Origin of the sequence: Ruegeria sp. Ofav3-42, from assembly GCF_022347725.1 — a bacterium.
Classification (GTDB): Bacteria; Pseudomonadota; Alphaproteobacteria; order Rhodobacterales; family Rhodobacteraceae; genus Ruegeria.
Genome location: NZ_JAKRGB010000014.1, coordinates 42,359 through 56,077 on the forward strand (window position 1 = coordinate 42,359; position 13,719 = coordinate 56,077).

Here is a 13,719-nt window from a genome sequence, read left to right on the forward strand (position 1 = left end):
GCTGGCGAGTGGCTGGACGCCGCTTATAGGCGTGCCAGAACCGTGCGGGCGGCCCCAAAGAACCGTTCACGCAGGCGCGTGCGGTCTTGCAACGTAGGTGCTGGGGTCAGATCGACTCTCATGCGCCTCAGATATATCGGGCTTACGCGTCAATCAAGGTTCAATCCTGCGTCCAGCTTGCATCGCGCGGCAACGCTGTCCAAGCTGGCCCGCAGGAGATGTTCATGAACCAAGACCTTATTCCCAGTTCTCTAGCAGATCTCTATGACAACATGGTTGCGGGGTTTTCCTCGCAATTGGGAAATCTGGTCGAACTGATCGTCACGCCGGGCTGGCGACAATACCAGCTGATCATCATTCTTTTTCTGTGGGCGCTGGCCTTCATCCTGAAGCTGATGACACAAGGGCGTTGGGACGCATGGGCGCGCGCACGAACAGGCTGGCCCAAGTGGCGTCTGCGCGTTCTGGTGCAGCTGATGCGGCGTCTGACGCTGGTCTATTTCGTAGTCATGTCCTGGTCGCTCTACCTGATCATGCAGCATGTCACGTGGCCGTCGCGCAGCTATATCATTGGCGTGATCGCAACTCTGGCGATTGCGTGGCTGGCGATTGCCCTGGTGGCGCGGCTGGTGCGGAATCGCACCCTGAGGCGCATCTTCAAATGGGCTATGTGGGTCTATGCAACGCTGATTGCGCTGAATCTCACCGATGACGTGGCCGGTTTCCTGGACGGTGTAGCGATTTCTATCGGTGATCTGCACATCTCGGCGCTGGGTATTCTCAAGGCCATTTTGCTGATCGGTGTCTTGTTGACGCTGGCCCGCCTGGGCACTCGTGCGGCCGAGCGCGGGCTGATGAACAATGACGACATCACCCCATCAATGCAGGTCCTGTTGGCCAAGGGCATTCAGGTTCTGCTGTATGGCGCGGTCTTTATGGTTGCCATCCGGACGCTTGGATTCGACCTGACCGGCATCGCGCTTCTGTCGGGTGCCATCGGCGTCGGGATCGGTTTTGGGTTGCAAAAGGTGGTGTCCAACCTGATCTCCGGGATCATCATTCTGATGGACCGGTCTATCAAACCCGGAGACGTGATCTCGCTGGGCGACACCTTCGGTTGGATCAATGCGCTGGGCGCGCGATACGTCTCGGTCGTGACACGGGACGGGCGGGAGTATCTGATCCCGAACGAAGATCTGATCACCAATCAGGTGGTGAACTGGTCGCATTCGGACAAATTCGTCCGGTTGGATCTGGATTTTGGAACCAGCTATGACGACGACCCGCACAAGGTGCGCGCAACGGCGATCCGGGCGGTGAAAGCAGTCAAGCGTGTCCTCAGCGGTGGCTCGCACGAACCGGTTTGCCATATCACCGGATTTGGCGACAGCAGCGTGGACTATGTTTTGCGGTTTTGGATCAGTGATCCGACCAAGGGGCTGACCAATATCCGGGGCAATGTCTATCTGGCATTGTGGGATGCGTTCAAAGCCGAAGAGATATCAATCCCCTTCCCGCAGCGCGAAGTTCGGCTGCTGTCCGACGACGCAGAGCAGCAACAGATCGCCAAAGAGTGACCGCCCGTGCGGCCCTGCCAGCGCCCTTTCATTGAAATGTTGCAATCCGCTTGTTACCTTATTAGTACCCCTGCGCCGGGGTTTGGCGGCGCGCAGCAAAGGAGGACTATGTCCTGTCTCTACATACCCAGGCGGGTTTGCCCGCCGATGACGGGGCCAGTGTAATGGCCCACTCTCAGTCAATCAGCGACAAGCTGCTTGAACGTATCCTTTCCTCACTTTCCGATGACAAGGCCGAAGACGTCGTGCAGATCAACCTGCAGGGCAAATCGTCTGTTGCGGATCACATGGTGATTGCCTCGGGTCGGTCGACCCGTCAGGTCTCGGCCATGGCGGAAAAGCTGACGGATCGCATCAAGCAGGAATTCGGTTTCACCTCGAAGGTCGAAGGCAAGGATGCCGGCGACTGGGTGCTGATCGATACGGGCGACGTGATCGTCCATATCTTCCGCCCCGAAGTGCGTGAATTCTATCAGCTGGAAAAGATGTGGCTGCCTCAGGGCGGCAGCGCCTCGGCGAACTGAGGCGCCATCCCGGCCTGCATTAACAGGCCGGAGGCGAGAGAAATATGCGTATAAGCATTTGTGCGGTCGGGCGATTGCGTGCCGGACCGGAGAAGACCCTGCTTGACGATTACCTGACCCGATTTGACCGGACCGGCCGCGCGCTGGGGCTTGGTCCCGCACGCGTGATCGAGGTTGAGGACAAGAAAAACGCAGGCATGGGCGCCGAGGCCGCTCTGTTGCGCAAGGCGCTGCCCAAGGGTGCGGTGATCTGCACGTTGGATGAACGGGGGCGGGTGATGTCCTCGCCGGATTTTGCACAAAAGCTGGGTGGTTGGCGCGATGCCGGGCGGCAGGATCTGGCGCTAATCATTGGCGGAGCCGACGGAATAGACCCTAATCTGCGGGCTGAGGCCGAATTTTCCCTCTCCTTCGGGTCGATGGTCTGGCCCCATATGCTGGTCCGTGTGATGCTGGCCGAACAACTTTATCGGGCCGCGACCATTCTGTCCGGCGGCCCTTATCACCGGGTCTGACATGGCGCAGCTGTTGATCGTCTACCATTCGCGCACTGGCGGCAGCCGCCAGATGGCCGAAGCCGCAGCAGAGGGCGCGCGTGAAGAAGCTGAGATCACCTTGAAACCTGCAGATCAAGCCTGCCCCGAAGACCTGCTGAATGCTGACGGCTATATCTTTTGTGCGCCCGAGAATTTGGCGGCGATCTCGGGGGTCATGAAGGATTTCTTTGATCGCAACTATTACCCGGTGCTGGGCAGAATTGAGGGGCGTCCTTACGCCCAGATGATCTGTGCGGGTTCAGACGGTGAAAACGCGGCCCGGCAAACCGCGCGCATCGCTACGGGTTGGCGATTGAAAGAGGTGCAACCCCCTTTGATCATCTGCACGCATGCTCAGACTCCCGAGGCTATTCTCGCTGAAAAGACCATTCCGCAGGATCAGCTGGACCAATGCCGAGATGTCGGTGCGGCGCTGGGCGCGGGCCTGACATTGGGTGTGTTCTGAAGGATCAGTTCAGGGTGACCAGCGTTTTCTCGTCACCCCAGCCGTCGACATTGCACCGCGCCTGAATCTGGACCTGCGCGGTACCATCTGGGATCACGACCCCTGCCAGCGACCGGGTGAAGGGCTGCTCATTCTCGTGCGGATGGTGCAGCACGCGCATTCCCAGTTCGTTGCCGTCCATGTCCAGAACGCGCCAGCCATCCGCGAAGTGATCCCATCCAGTATCGGGATGTCGGATCGTAACATCGAATCGCCATGTATCGCCGCTTTGACTTGCGGTCACATTTTCAATCATTGAAGGGTCGGCCACGGCCGGGCTGGCCAGAAGAAGGCTGAGAATCAAGTATCGCATGTGGCGACTGTAGGGTGTCACAGGCCGCATCGCGATCACGAATCTGTGTTACGCGGCTGAGACAGCAGGACCCGGCGGGAATGCGAGGCAAACTCGCGCCGATAGAGGACGCCAAATGTGACCATCGTTCCCAGTATCAGGGCCACGGGGCCAAGAATCCATGCAACGGACGCCAATGCGAAATAGGTCACGCGCAGACCACGATTAAAGCTGCGCGCGGCAGTGACGCAGATCTCGGCTGCCTGTGCGGCGCGGGGGTAAGCCAGCGAGTCTGACGAATCGTTGGGGACCGCTGCCATCAGAACGGCACAATAGCCAAATAACCGATGAGCCCAGACATATTTCAGGAACGCATTGGCCAGAAAAAGGATGACGATCAGGATCTTGACCTCCCAAACCATGGCCGGTGCGCGGCCGATGGCCAGATCGTTGGCCACACCAGCAAGGCGTTCGGTGTTGCCGAGCAAGGCCAGCCCGCCCCCGATCGCGATCATCATGGTCGAGGCGAAGAACGTACTGCCTTGCCGCATCGCTGCGACGACTTGCGCGTCGAACATCCGGGGCTGCCGGGTAACCATTTCCCGCATCCAGTCCCGGCGATAGTCATCCATCATCATCGTGACTGAGTTCTTGTTCGGCGACGGATTCTCGATCCGCCAGCCGATCCACAACCACGCGATCAGCAACACGGCGATGGCCGCATAATCTAGCGGCGAAAACAATTGTGCCCGGTCGATCCATGTCATGCCCGCGACATTAGGACCAGAGATCGGAACTTGCCAGACGCAGAAATTGGTAATATTATTTTACCAAATGGAGGATCAGCCATGGAAATGCCAACGCCAAATCCTGACGTTCTGCGCCGTAAGGCCGTGGTTCTTCAACGTTTGTTGCATGTCCTGCCCGAAGACGCAGTGATTCACGAGCCGTCTGAGACGCGCGCATATGAATGCGATGCGTTGACGGCGTACAAATGCCCTCCGATGCTGGCGGTTCTACCTTCCACCACGCAAGAGGTCTCGGACGTTTTGCGAATCTGCAATGAAGAAGGCGTGCCCGTTGTACCGCGTGGCTCAGGTACTTCGTTGGCGGGCGGCGCATTGCCAACGGCGGATTGCGTCATCCTGGGCATCGCCCGGATGAATGAGGTGCTGGAGGTCGACTATGACAACCGTTTCATCCGCGTACAGACTGGGCGTACCAATCTGAGCGTGACCGGGGCAGTCGAGGAGGATGACTTCTTTTATGCGCCCGATCCGTCGTCGCAATTGGCATGTGCCATTGCTGGCAACATCGCCATGAACTCTGGCGGCGCACATTGCCTGAAATATGGCGTGACCACCAACAACCTGCTGGGCGTGAAGATGGTCATGATGGACGGCAGCGTCGTCGACATCGGCGGTGCTCATCTGGATTCCGGCGGGCTGGACCTGTTGGGTGTCATCTGCGGGTCTGAGGGCCAGTTGGGTGTCGTGACCGAAGCCACGCTGCGCATTCTGCGCAAACCCGAAGGCGCGCGGCCCGTGCTGATGGGCTTTGATGACAACGAGGTCGCGGGGGAATGCGTTTCGGATATCATCAAATCCGGCATTCTGCCGGTGGCGATCGAGTTCATGGACACCTTGTGCATCCAGGCCTGCGAGAATTTCGCCCATGCGGGTTACCCTGACTGCACCGCATTGTTGATTGTCGAGGTTGAAGGGTCCGAGGCTGAAATTGACTTTCAACTGGCAAAGATCATCGAGATCGCCAAGCGCCACAACCCGGTCGAGCTGCGCGAAAGCCAGTCCGCCGAAGAAAGCGCGAAAATCTGGCTGGGGCGCAAATCGGCCTTTGGCGCGATGGGGCAGTTGAACGACTACATGTGTCTGGATGGTACGATCCCGGTGTCCTCATTGCCCGAAGTTCTGCGCCGGATCGGCGAGATGAGCAAGGAATACGGCCTGCCGGTCGGCAACGTGTTCCACGCAGGTGACGGCAACATGCACCCGCTGATCCTGTTCGACGCCAACAAACCGGGTGATCTTGAGAAATGCGAAGCCTTCGGTGCCGATATACTGAAGCTCTGCGTGGATGTTGGCGGTTGTCTGACAGGTGAGCACGGCGTCGGCATCGAAAAGCGCGATCTGATGTCTCATCAATACGCGCCTGTGGACCTTGAGGCGCAGATGGCCGTCAAGGATGTGTTCGATCCCAAATGGTTGCTGAACCCCGCCAAGGTATTCCCGCTGGATGCGTCCGAGGCTCGTCGTGAAGCGCGGATTGCTGCAGAATAATCGGCTCTAACAAAGAAGAATTGTGATGAAACCTGAGACAGAAGCCGAACTGGCCGACATGGTGGCCGGCCTGAATGAACCGGTGCGTGTTGCCGGCGGCGGCACACGGGGAATTGCTGGACCGGACGCTGTGATTGAGACCAGCGGGTTGAGCGGCATCACCCTTTATGAACCCGGTGCACTGACGCTTGTCGCGCAAGCGGGAACGCCGGTGGCCGAGATCGAAGCCGCACTGGCAGCGGAAGGTCAGCAATTGGCGTTTGAGCCGATGGACCACCGGGGTTTGTTGGGCACCAATGGTACGCCGACGATCGGAGGAGTCGTCGCAGCAAACATTTCGGGCCCGAGACGCATTCAGGCAGGTGCGTGCCGCGACTTCCTGCTAGGCGTGCGATACGTCGACGGAATGGGGAAAATCGTCAAGAATGGCGGCCGGGTGATGAAGAACGTAACCGGCTATGACTTGGTCAAGCTGATGGCGGGTTCATGGGGGACGCTGGGTGTTTTGACCGAAGTGTCGTTGAAGGTGCTGCCCAAACCGGAAGCCTCAGCAACATTGTCCATTGCGGTTCCTGACGTCGCTGTCGGAGTTCAGGCTCTCTCGGCCGCTCTGAAATCCCCGTTTGAAGTAAGCGCCGCCGCCTTTGATCCTGAAGAATGCCGCGCTTTGTTGCGTCTCGAAGGGTTCTCAGACTCGGTGGCTTACAGGTCAGAACAATTGAAGGGCGTGCTGTCGGGTCTCGGCGATGTTGCCGAGGTTGCGCAACCCGAAGCCCTTTGGTCGGCAATACGCGACGTGTCCGCCTTTCACGGGCAGGAAGGCGATGTCTGGCGGATTTCCATCAAACCTACTGATGCCCCTGAAATTGCCGCGCGCATCCAGGCTGACAGGACGTTGTTCGATTGGGGAGGGGGGCTGATCTGGGTTCTCATGCCGCATGGAACCGACGTGCGGGCGCGAATGGGTTCGTTTGATGGCCATGCCACGATTGTACGGGCCGACCCCGAGACCGTGACGCGCTTGGGGCGTTATCAACCGGAATCCGCTGGTATTGCGGCTCTAACTAAAGGACTTCGGCAAAGATTTGATCCGCGCGGTTTGTTCAATCCGGGACTGATGGGGTAGGCTGATGCAGACGACGTTCACCGAAAAACAGCTGCAAGACCCGGCGATCCAGCGGTCAAATGAGATCCTTCGAAACTGCGTCCATTGCGGGTTCTGTACAGCCACATGCCCAACCTATCAGGTTCTGGGAGATGAACTCGACAGCCCCAGGGGGCGCATCTACCTGATCAAGGATATGCTGGAGAATGAGCGTGTCCCCGATGAGAAAACGGTCAAGCATATCGACCGTTGCCTGTCCTGTCTGGCGTGCATGACCACATGCCCTTCGGGCGTGCATTATATGCATCTGGTCGATCACGCGCGGGAATACATCGAAGAAAACTACCAGCGCCCATTCACGGATCGCGCGCTGCGCTGGGTTTTGGCGCAGATCCTGCCCTATCCGACGCGATTCCGTTGGGCCTTGATCGGGGCGAAGCTGGGTCGCCCATTCCGTTTCCTGATGCCGGATGCGCGATTGCGCGCGATGTTAGATATGGCCCCGAAGCACATCCCGCCGGTCAGTCGAAATGACGACCCGCAGACCTTCGCTTCCAAAAGTCCGCGTATCAAACGTGTGGCGCTAATGACCGGATGTGCGCAAAAAGCGCTGAACACCGACATCAACGACGCTACAATCCGATTGCTGACGCGCTTGGGGTGCGAGGTCGTGGTGGCCGACGGGGCCGGGTGCTGTGGCGCACTGACCCATCACATGGGCAAAACCAGCGAAAGCCACAAAGCCGCGGAAGCCAATATCAGAGCCTGGACCGCAGAAATGGACGCTGACGGGCTGGACGCGATCGTCATCAATACGTCGGGCTGCGGTACTACGGTCAAGGATTACGGCCATATGTTCCGAAATGATTCTATGGCCAAGGACGCTGCTCGGGTCTCATCGATTGCGATGGATATCAGCGAGTTACTTGTGCAGCTGGATATGCCCGAAGGCAAAAACAAAGAAATGACCGTAGCATACCATGCGGCTTGTTCACTGCAGCACGGCCAGAAAATCAAAACGCATCCCAAAACCTTGCTGAAACAAGCCGGATTCACCGTGGTCGAACCTGCGGACAGCCATCTGTGTTGCGGTAGCGCCGGAACTTACAACCTGATGCAGCCTGAAATCTCGGGCAAGCTGAAACAGCGCAAGGTCAGAACGCTTGAGGCAAAGAACCCGGATGTGATCGCTGCGGGCAATATAGGGTGCATGATGCAGATCGGCTCGGGTACTGGCCTGCCCATTTTGCACACGGTCGAGTTGTTGGATTGGGCAACCGGTGGCCCTGTGCCTCGGGCGATGCAAGAACAAAGGCCCAATCCTGAGGTGCCAATCCTAAAGTAACGGCGGCTGATGCAGCCGCGCATCAGTCTCCGGGCGAACTCGGCCATGGCAAAACCGCCCTATTTTCGCCGCACGCTGGGCGTACGAAGATATGCCAACAGCAAAGCCGGAGAGCCATTTGCGAAACTGGATCATAGCATTGGCGCTGGCTTTGATGCCAATGGTCGCCGCAGCCCAGGATACTGGGCTGAAAAGTCTGGATACCACCGATGCTGGCCGTGCCTGGATGGCCGTCGGTCGGCTGGATATCAAGAACGGTGCGGGTTTTTGTACTGGAACGCTGATCTCTCCGACACTTGTTCTGACAGCCGCACATTGCCTTTTTGACAAGGCTACGGGTCAGCGCGTTGACCTGTCCGAGGTCGAGTTTCTTGCCGCCTGGCGCCTTGGGCGGGCATCGGCTTACCGTGCCGCGCGTCAGGCCGTTATCCACCCGGACTATGAATACAGCTCTGAGGCCACGGCCTCTCGCGTGTACAACGACATCGCACTGATCGAGCTGTGGCAACCGATCCGGAACACGACGGTGATCCCGTTCGAGACCGGAAAACGCCCCTCGCGCGGTGCTGAGGTTGGTGTTGTGTCTTACGCTCAGGATCGGGCCGAGGCGCCGTCGCTGCAGGAAGTGTGCTCGGTCATGACCCGAAGGTCCAACGTTCTGATTCTGTCCTGTGATGTCGAATTCGGGTCCTCGGGCGCCCCCGTGTTTTCCTTTGAAGGGGACCGGCCGCGCATCGTCTCGGTGGTTGCGGCCAAGGCTGAATACAACGGGCAGCGTGTCGCTGTCGGCACTGCGGTCGAGAACGCTTTGGAACTGTTGCAGGCAGAGCTGACCGCCGGTCGCGGATTTGGTGCGTCCACGTCGCAGGGCGGGACGAGACGGAACATAGGTGCAAGGTTCATCAAACCATGATGCGTTACATTCTGAACATTCTTTTATTTCTTTCGATATCTGCCTCAGCCTCATATGCCCAAAGCGTCAAGCGCAAGCTGACAGATCGCGACGATCTTTATGGGTGGGAGGCGGTCGGCCGTCTGGACATAGGCGAACAGGGGTTTTGCACCGGTACTCTGATTGCGCAGGACCTGGTTTTGACGGCAGCGCACTGTGCCATGGACAAGGCCACAGGCAAGCCATACCCGCCGGGGAAGGTGACATTCCGCGCTGGGCTGAGCAACGGCGACTCTCTGGCTGACCGCAAAGTCGTCCAGATTGCGGCCCACCCTGATTTTGTCGCGAACGGACCGGTGTCGGCCCCGCGCGTTCGTGTTGATGTGGCTCTGATGCGTCTGGAAGAGCCGATCCCCTATTCCATAGCCGATCCCTTTGCCCTGCACAGTGGCCGGGTCTCAGGCAATGAAATCAGCGTTGCGTCCTATGGGCGGGGGCGAGCCGAGGCGATTACGCGTCAACGGTCTTGCAGAATCCTGCAACGAGCACAGGGTATCATCAGCTTTAACTGCGATGTAACGTTCGGGTCGTCAGGGTCGGCCATTCTGACCAAAAACGGACCACGCTGGCAAATACTGTCCGTTGTCTCCGCCGTGGGATGGGATGGCCGCAGGAAAGTCGGATATGGGATGGAATTGGCTGAAATAGTGTCTGATCTCAAGGCAGATTTACGGCGTGATGCACCCCGACCACAGGCGACAATCCGCCGGTTGCAGGTCGGCTCGGGCAAGTCGAATACAGGTGCCAAATTCATCAGCTCCGGCGGGGGTTGAACTCAATCAAACCGCTACCCATGTGAACTGTACCGGGTCGCCACGAACGGGGCCTGGCACAACTCATCGCCCGTCCGAACGGAGGGCAAAACGTACATCGCTCTGATATGAGGATATGACACATGCGTACTTTTGATTTTGCACCGCTGCACCGCGCCACCGTTGGTTTCGACCAGATCGCCGACATTATGGATCGCGTTCTGACAAATGACGGGGCTCAGCCCAGCTATCCGCCGTACAATATCGAAAAGACCGATGCCGACACCTATCGTATCTCTGTGGCTGTCGCCGGTTTTTCGGAAAATGACCTGTCGGTCGAAGTAAAGGAAAACTCGCTGGTCGTCGCCGGCAAGAAAGCCGCCGAGGACAAAGAGCGCAGCTATCTGCACCGTGGCATCGCCACCCGCGCGTTCGAACGCCGCTTTGCGCTGGCCGATCACGTGCGCGTCACCGGCGCGAGCCACGAAAACGGTATGCTGAACATCGACCTGAAGCGTGAAGTGCCCGAAGCACTAAAAGCGCGCCGGATCGAGATCACTTCGGCCAAGGCCATCGAAAAAGACGTGGTCGACGCCAAAGCCGTGAACTAAGGCGGTTGATCACCACGCCGCGATAATCGTTCCTCTCTGGATTATCGCACCATACGCCCCGCGTTCCTCCAGACGCGGGGCGTTGTTTTTTTGTAGGACCGAGATGTTTGCTGTGTGGACGAAGCGAGCTTTCGCCGCGCGTGACCCAATGGCAGCTAACTATCCATCGCGACTATCGCGGCAAAATCTTCGAGTGGGGCGTCTGAGATCGCGGATTTCACTACCCGCGATCTCTTTGTCCAAATTGAACTTTGAAATTTGTGGATGCGAAGGTCCAATGTGGCCTTCCCTTCCCTGACATCCGTCAGTTTTCCTTTCCGACAAACTGCGACGCTTATTGATATGGGAAAACACGCTTCCAGTCGTTCTCCATATCAATGACAGTCCAGCTCTCCTTTTGAACCAAAGGCATGACCTTGTCGGTGTGGGCATCGTATTTGTCTTCTCGTTCGCCATCGGTGTGATGAACCAGCACGGACATACCACCATTCAAAGCGGTATACTGAAGCATGTGCTGGTCGCCGTTGGAGTTGCCTGCCGCAAAGATCGGTGGTTTCCCGAGAACCTGATTGATGAGACGGGGTTTGGCGTCCCAGTTGTCGATATAGTCCATGCGGTAGGTCCGCATCAGGTTGGCTTCGTCACCCTCAACGAGATACTCCAGCCGCACCGACGATCCATGCACCTGTTCGGTGGGCAGGCCATAGATTTCTTCTGCTGCCAGACGAAGGAATGCGGCTTCGTCCGCGGTGAAAATGTGGACCTGGAAGCCGTTGCTTTCCAGAAACAGGATCAGTTCGACCATCGGCTGATAAACCAGGTCCTGATACCCAACATTGTATTTCGGGTGCTTCCATCCCTTAAGCCAGCTGCGCCCCCAGGTATCGAACTCCTTGGTGGTCATACCACCGAACGGAACGGCCATGAGATCACCCACAAGTGTATCGAAGGCCATGTTTTCATTGAGATCGGTAAAATAGGCTTTGTCTTTCGTCGCCAGCGCCTTGTAGGGCTCGCGGTCCTTCAGGGTGGGGTCAGCGGCCATCTGTTCCTTCATGCGATCAACGATGGCGAAGAAATGGATGTAGAGTGGTTTTTCATTCCACAGGGTGCCGTCATTGTCGAACACGGCAATGCGGTCCTCTGGCCGGACGTACCCGTCCGAAGACATATCAGTGACCCGCTCGACGAAGGAGACAATAGCCTTCCTGCTTTCGGCGTCATTCCAGGATGGCAACGGATCGTCGGCGGCCAGAGCGGGATGGAATATCAGAGCGGCGGAAATCAGGGTAATCAACCCGAGAATTCGCATCATCGAGAAAGATCTGAATTGCTGTGTCATAGCATTTTCCGAGTTTTTGATTGGGGAACGGGCGCCCTGAGAAAGCGGGCGCCCGTTTTCGTTGCAGATCAGTTCTGAACGGCCGACGCTTTGGCGCCTTTGTGTCGCATTTCGGCGATCTTTGCCTTGACCTGGTCAAGGTTGAACGATGCCGGTGCCTGCTGTGGTGTAAAGTCGATGAATGTCTTCGCCAACTCGCCCACAACCTTTTGCGCCAGAACGAACCTCCAGAATTCATGCGCCCACCAGTTCATCATTGCCGCGGGGCAGTCATCGAAATCGATGCAGCGCTCGTAAGGGTCGAGGCGGAGGTTGACCATTTTTGGCCAGTCGAGCGTTACTTTCTCGCCGAACCAACCATCGGGCTGATCGATGAAGATGTATTTGAAGTCATCAACCCGCACGGCACCAAGATCGGCTTCACCGAAGTAGAACACCTCACGGCGTTTGGACTCTCCTTCGCCAGTCAACAGGTCCATCTGGTTGTAGCCGTCAAGATGCACCTTGTATTCCTTGCCGTTGATCGTGGCACCGTCTTTCAGGTCTGCCGCGATGTCTGCCGAACCGCCAGCCGCAGCGACCAGTGTCGGAAAGAAATCGAGCCCAGAGACGATGTCGTTGATAACCCGGCCCTCTTCGATCTTGCCCGGCCAGCGCAGAACCAGAGGCGAGCGGAAGCCGCCTTCGAGGATCATGCCCTTGGTTCCACGGAAAGGCGTCATCCCACCGTCCGGCCAACTGAAGACTTCGGCCCCGTTATCGCTGGTGACACCGATGATCGTGTTGTCGGCGATGTCGAGATCATCAAGTTTGGCAAGGATCGTGCCAACGACATCATCGAATTCGGCCATGCCGGCCTCTTGCAGGGTCCAGCCGTTTTCGGGCGTGATCCTGTCCAGATATTCATCGGCCAGATGGGTGTAGACGTGCATCCGCGCCGGGTTGACCCAGATAAAGAAAGGCTCGTCGCCCGCATGGGCCTTGTCGATAAACTCGGTCGTCCTGCGGGTGACCTCATCGTCAATCATTGTCATGTCGTATTTGAAATCATGCCCTTCGGTTGTCCAGGTGTCGCCGGACGTCCCCTTCGGCCCAGGAGGCATCGGGCCTTCATCGGTGATTTTCTGCTTTCCGACCCGGCCCCAGCGTTTGTCGTTGGTGAGATCGTCTGTATCTGTTGCGACACAACTCACCAGGTTACGGGGGCCAACTTCGTCGAGAAGTTCTTTCGGATAGGTTCGATTGAACGGGTCCTCCATCGCGTCGAGGTGATAGAGCCAGCCAAAATACTCATCGAATCCATGCACGCACGGCAGGTATTCGTTCTTGTCGCCAAGGTGGTTCTTACCGAACTGCGCGGTGGAATAGCCCTGATCCTTCAGAGCCGACGCAATCGTCGGCGAGGTATCAGGCATGCCGATTTCCTGACCGGCCTGTCCTACTGTCGTCAGACCAGTCCGAAGCGGCAGTTGGCCGGTGATGAAATTGGCCCGCCCCGCCGTACAACTGGCTTCGGCATAGTAATCGGTGAACATCGCGCCTTCGGTGGCGATGCGGTCGATGTTCGGTGTTTCCACCGACATCAGGCCGTTGTTGTAGACACCGAAATGCGACCAGCCGATGTCATCACCGGTGATGATGATGATGTTGGGCTTGTCCTGTTGGGCAAACGCACCTCCACCAGCAAGCAGTGACGCCGCTAGTGTGAGTGTTAATGGTCTGAGTTTCATGAGTTTCTTGCTCCCTGAACTGATCCGTTCCCGACGCCGGCAAATTCGAAACAGTGCCGAGGCGGGTCTTTCCTGAGGCAAGTATGCGGCGACCGGAGGAGCCCTTACATTCCCATTCCGGGGAGGGGAGTATCACTTTTGGGGGTATGTG

General features: G+C 57.7%; 14 protein-coding genes. 10 read left to right on the plus strand and 4 right to left on the minus strand.

The annotated features are described in order from the left end of the window. Nucleotides 1–224: 224 nt before the first annotated feature. The 4 genes from MHN28_RS18550 (at nucleotide 225) to MHN28_RS18565 (ending at nucleotide 3,103) form a co-directional block, all read left to right on the plus strand. A complete protein-coding gene (locus MHN28_RS18550; RefSeq protein WP_370645750.1) occupies nucleotides 225–1,577 on the plus strand; it encodes a mechanosensitive ion channel family protein in 1,353 nt (450 codons plus the stop codon). Between the two features lie 164 nt (nucleotides 1,578–1,741). Continuing rightward, entirely contained in the window at nucleotides 1,742–2,101 is a 360-nt protein-coding gene (gene rsfS / locus MHN28_RS18555) for a ribosome silencing factor (protein ID WP_058276550.1), read from the plus strand. A gap of 44 nt (nucleotides 2,102–2,145) precedes the next feature. Then, nucleotides 2,146–2,616, plus strand: coding sequence for a 23S rRNA (pseudouridine(1915)-N(3))-methyltransferase RlmH (rlmH, locus tag MHN28_RS18560; RefSeq protein WP_239344066.1), 471 nt, complete (start codon nucleotides 2,146–2,148; stop codon nucleotides 2,614–2,616). A gap of 1 nt (nucleotide 2,617) precedes the next feature. After that, nucleotides 2,618–3,103, plus strand: a complete 486-nt coding sequence (locus MHN28_RS18565; RefSeq protein WP_239344067.1) for a flavodoxin family protein — start codon at nucleotides 2,618–2,620, stop codon at nucleotides 3,101–3,103. Nucleotides 3,104–3,107: 4 nt separating this feature from the next. Here the strand turns inward: MHN28_RS18565 and MHN28_RS18570 are convergent, their stop codons facing one another. Both MHN28_RS18570 and MHN28_RS18575 read right to left on the minus strand, forming a co-directional pair. Continuing rightward, the gene (locus MHN28_RS18570; RefSeq protein WP_239344068.1) at nucleotides 3,108–3,455 is read right to left on the minus strand and encodes a hypothetical protein; all 348 of its coding nucleotides are present in this window, start codon (nucleotides 3,453–3,455) and stop codon (nucleotides 3,108–3,110) included. 35 nt (nucleotides 3,456–3,490) lie between these two features. Next, the gene (locus tag MHN28_RS18575; protein ID WP_239344069.1) at nucleotides 3,491–4,201 is read right to left on the minus strand and encodes a DUF599 domain-containing protein; all 711 of its coding nucleotides are present in this window, start codon (nucleotides 4,199–4,201) and stop codon (nucleotides 3,491–3,493) included. An 81-nt stretch (nucleotides 4,202–4,282) separates the two neighbouring features. Between MHN28_RS18575 and MHN28_RS18580 the strand changes: the two genes are divergently transcribed. From MHN28_RS18580 to MHN28_RS18605, 6 genes are all read left to right on the plus strand, one after another. Beyond that, on the plus strand, nucleotides 4,283–5,731 hold the full coding sequence (locus MHN28_RS18580) for an FAD-linked oxidase C-terminal domain-containing protein (protein ID WP_239344070.1): 1,449 nt from the start codon (nucleotides 4,283–4,285) through the stop codon (nucleotides 5,729–5,731). A gap of 25 nt (nucleotides 5,732–5,756) precedes the next feature. After that, nucleotides 5,757–6,857, plus strand: coding sequence for an FAD-binding protein (locus tag MHN28_RS18585; RefSeq protein ID WP_239344071.1), 1,101 nt, complete (start codon nucleotides 5,757–5,759; stop codon nucleotides 6,855–6,857). Nucleotides 6,858–6,861: 4 nt separating this feature from the next. Continuing rightward, nucleotides 6,862–8,181 carry a glycolate oxidase subunit GlcF gene (glcF, locus tag MHN28_RS18590; protein WP_239344072.1) on the plus strand — a complete coding sequence of 440 codons (1,320 nt, stop codon included), beginning with the start codon at nucleotides 6,862–6,864 and terminating at the stop codon, nucleotides 8,179–8,181. Between the two features lie 118 nt (nucleotides 8,182–8,299). Beyond that, nucleotides 8,300–9,094, plus strand: a complete 795-nt coding sequence (locus MHN28_RS18595) for a serine protease (RefSeq protein ID WP_239344073.1) — start codon at nucleotides 8,300–8,302, stop codon at nucleotides 9,092–9,094. Then, nucleotides 9,091–9,906, plus strand: coding sequence for a serine protease (locus MHN28_RS18600; RefSeq protein ID WP_239344074.1), 816 nt, complete (start codon nucleotides 9,091–9,093; stop codon nucleotides 9,904–9,906). The genes MHN28_RS18595 and MHN28_RS18600 overlap by 4 nt, the downstream gene beginning before the upstream one ends. Before the next feature lie 122 nt (nucleotides 9,907–10,028). Then, nucleotides 10,029–10,496, plus strand: a complete 468-nt coding sequence (locus MHN28_RS18605; RefSeq protein ID WP_239344075.1) for an Hsp20 family protein — start codon at nucleotides 10,029–10,031, stop codon at nucleotides 10,494–10,496. 334 nt (nucleotides 10,497–10,830) lie between these two features. On the opposite strand, the gene MHN28_RS18610 is transcribed toward MHN28_RS18605, so the two are convergent. Both MHN28_RS18610 and MHN28_RS18615 read right to left on the minus strand, forming a co-directional pair. Next, nucleotides 10,831–11,838 carry a haloacid dehalogenase-like hydrolase gene (locus MHN28_RS18610; protein ID WP_239344076.1) on the minus strand — a complete coding sequence of 336 codons (1,008 nt, stop codon included), beginning with the start codon at nucleotides 11,836–11,838 and terminating at the stop codon, nucleotides 10,831–10,833. A gap of 68 nt (nucleotides 11,839–11,906) precedes the next feature. Beyond that, nucleotides 11,907–13,568: an arylsulfatase gene (locus MHN28_RS18615; RefSeq protein ID WP_239344077.1), complete on the minus strand. Its 1,662-nt coding sequence runs from the start codon at nucleotides 13,566–13,568 to the stop codon at nucleotides 11,907–11,909. Nucleotides 13,569–13,719 lie beyond the last annotated feature (151 nt).

Excerpts from the sequence above, each read along its gene's own strand:
- glcF (WP_239344072.1), top strand. The coding sequence starts at position 6,862 with ATGCAGACGACGTTCACCGAAAAACAGCTGCAAGACCCGGCGATCCAG.
- MHN28_RS18565 (WP_239344067.1), top strand. The coding sequence starts at position 2,618 with ATGGCGCAGCTGTTGATCGTCTACCATTCGCGCACTGGCGGCAGCCGC.
- MHN28_RS18570 (WP_239344068.1), bottom strand. The coding sequence starts at position 3,455 with ATGCGATACTTGATTCTCAGCCTTCTTCTGGCCAGCCCGGCCGTGGCC.
- MHN28_RS18615 (WP_239344077.1), bottom strand. The coding sequence starts at position 13,568 with ATGAAACTCAGACCATTAACACTCACACTAGCGGCGTCACTGCTTGCT.
- MHN28_RS18610 (WP_239344076.1), bottom strand. The coding sequence starts at position 11,838 with ATGACACAGCAATTCAGATCTTTCTCGATGATGCGAATTCTCGGGTTG.
- rlmH (WP_239344066.1), top strand. The coding sequence starts at position 2,146 with ATGCGTATAAGCATTTGTGCGGTCGGGCGATTGCGTGCCGGACCGGAG.
- MHN28_RS18585 (WP_239344071.1), top strand. The coding sequence starts at position 5,757 with ATGAAACCTGAGACAGAAGCCGAACTGGCCGACATGGTGGCCGGCCTG.
- MHN28_RS18600 (WP_239344074.1), top strand. The coding sequence starts at position 9,091 with ATGATGCGTTACATTCTGAACATTCTTTTATTTCTTTCGATATCTGCC.
- rsfS (WP_058276550.1), top strand. The coding sequence starts at position 1,742 with ATGGCCCACTCTCAGTCAATCAGCGACAAGCTGCTTGAACGTATCCTT.
- MHN28_RS18580 (WP_239344070.1), top strand. The coding sequence starts at position 4,283 with ATGGAAATGCCAACGCCAAATCCTGACGTTCTGCGCCGTAAGGCCGTG.
- MHN28_RS18550 (WP_370645750.1), top strand. The coding sequence starts at position 225 with ATGAACCAAGACCTTATTCCCAGTTCTCTAGCAGATCTCTATGACAAC.
- MHN28_RS18605 (WP_239344075.1), top strand. The coding sequence starts at position 10,029 with ATGCGTACTTTTGATTTTGCACCGCTGCACCGCGCCACCGTTGGTTTC.
- MHN28_RS18575 (WP_239344069.1), bottom strand. The coding sequence starts at position 4,201 with ATGACATGGATCGACCGGGCACAATTGTTTTCGCCGCTAGATTATGCG.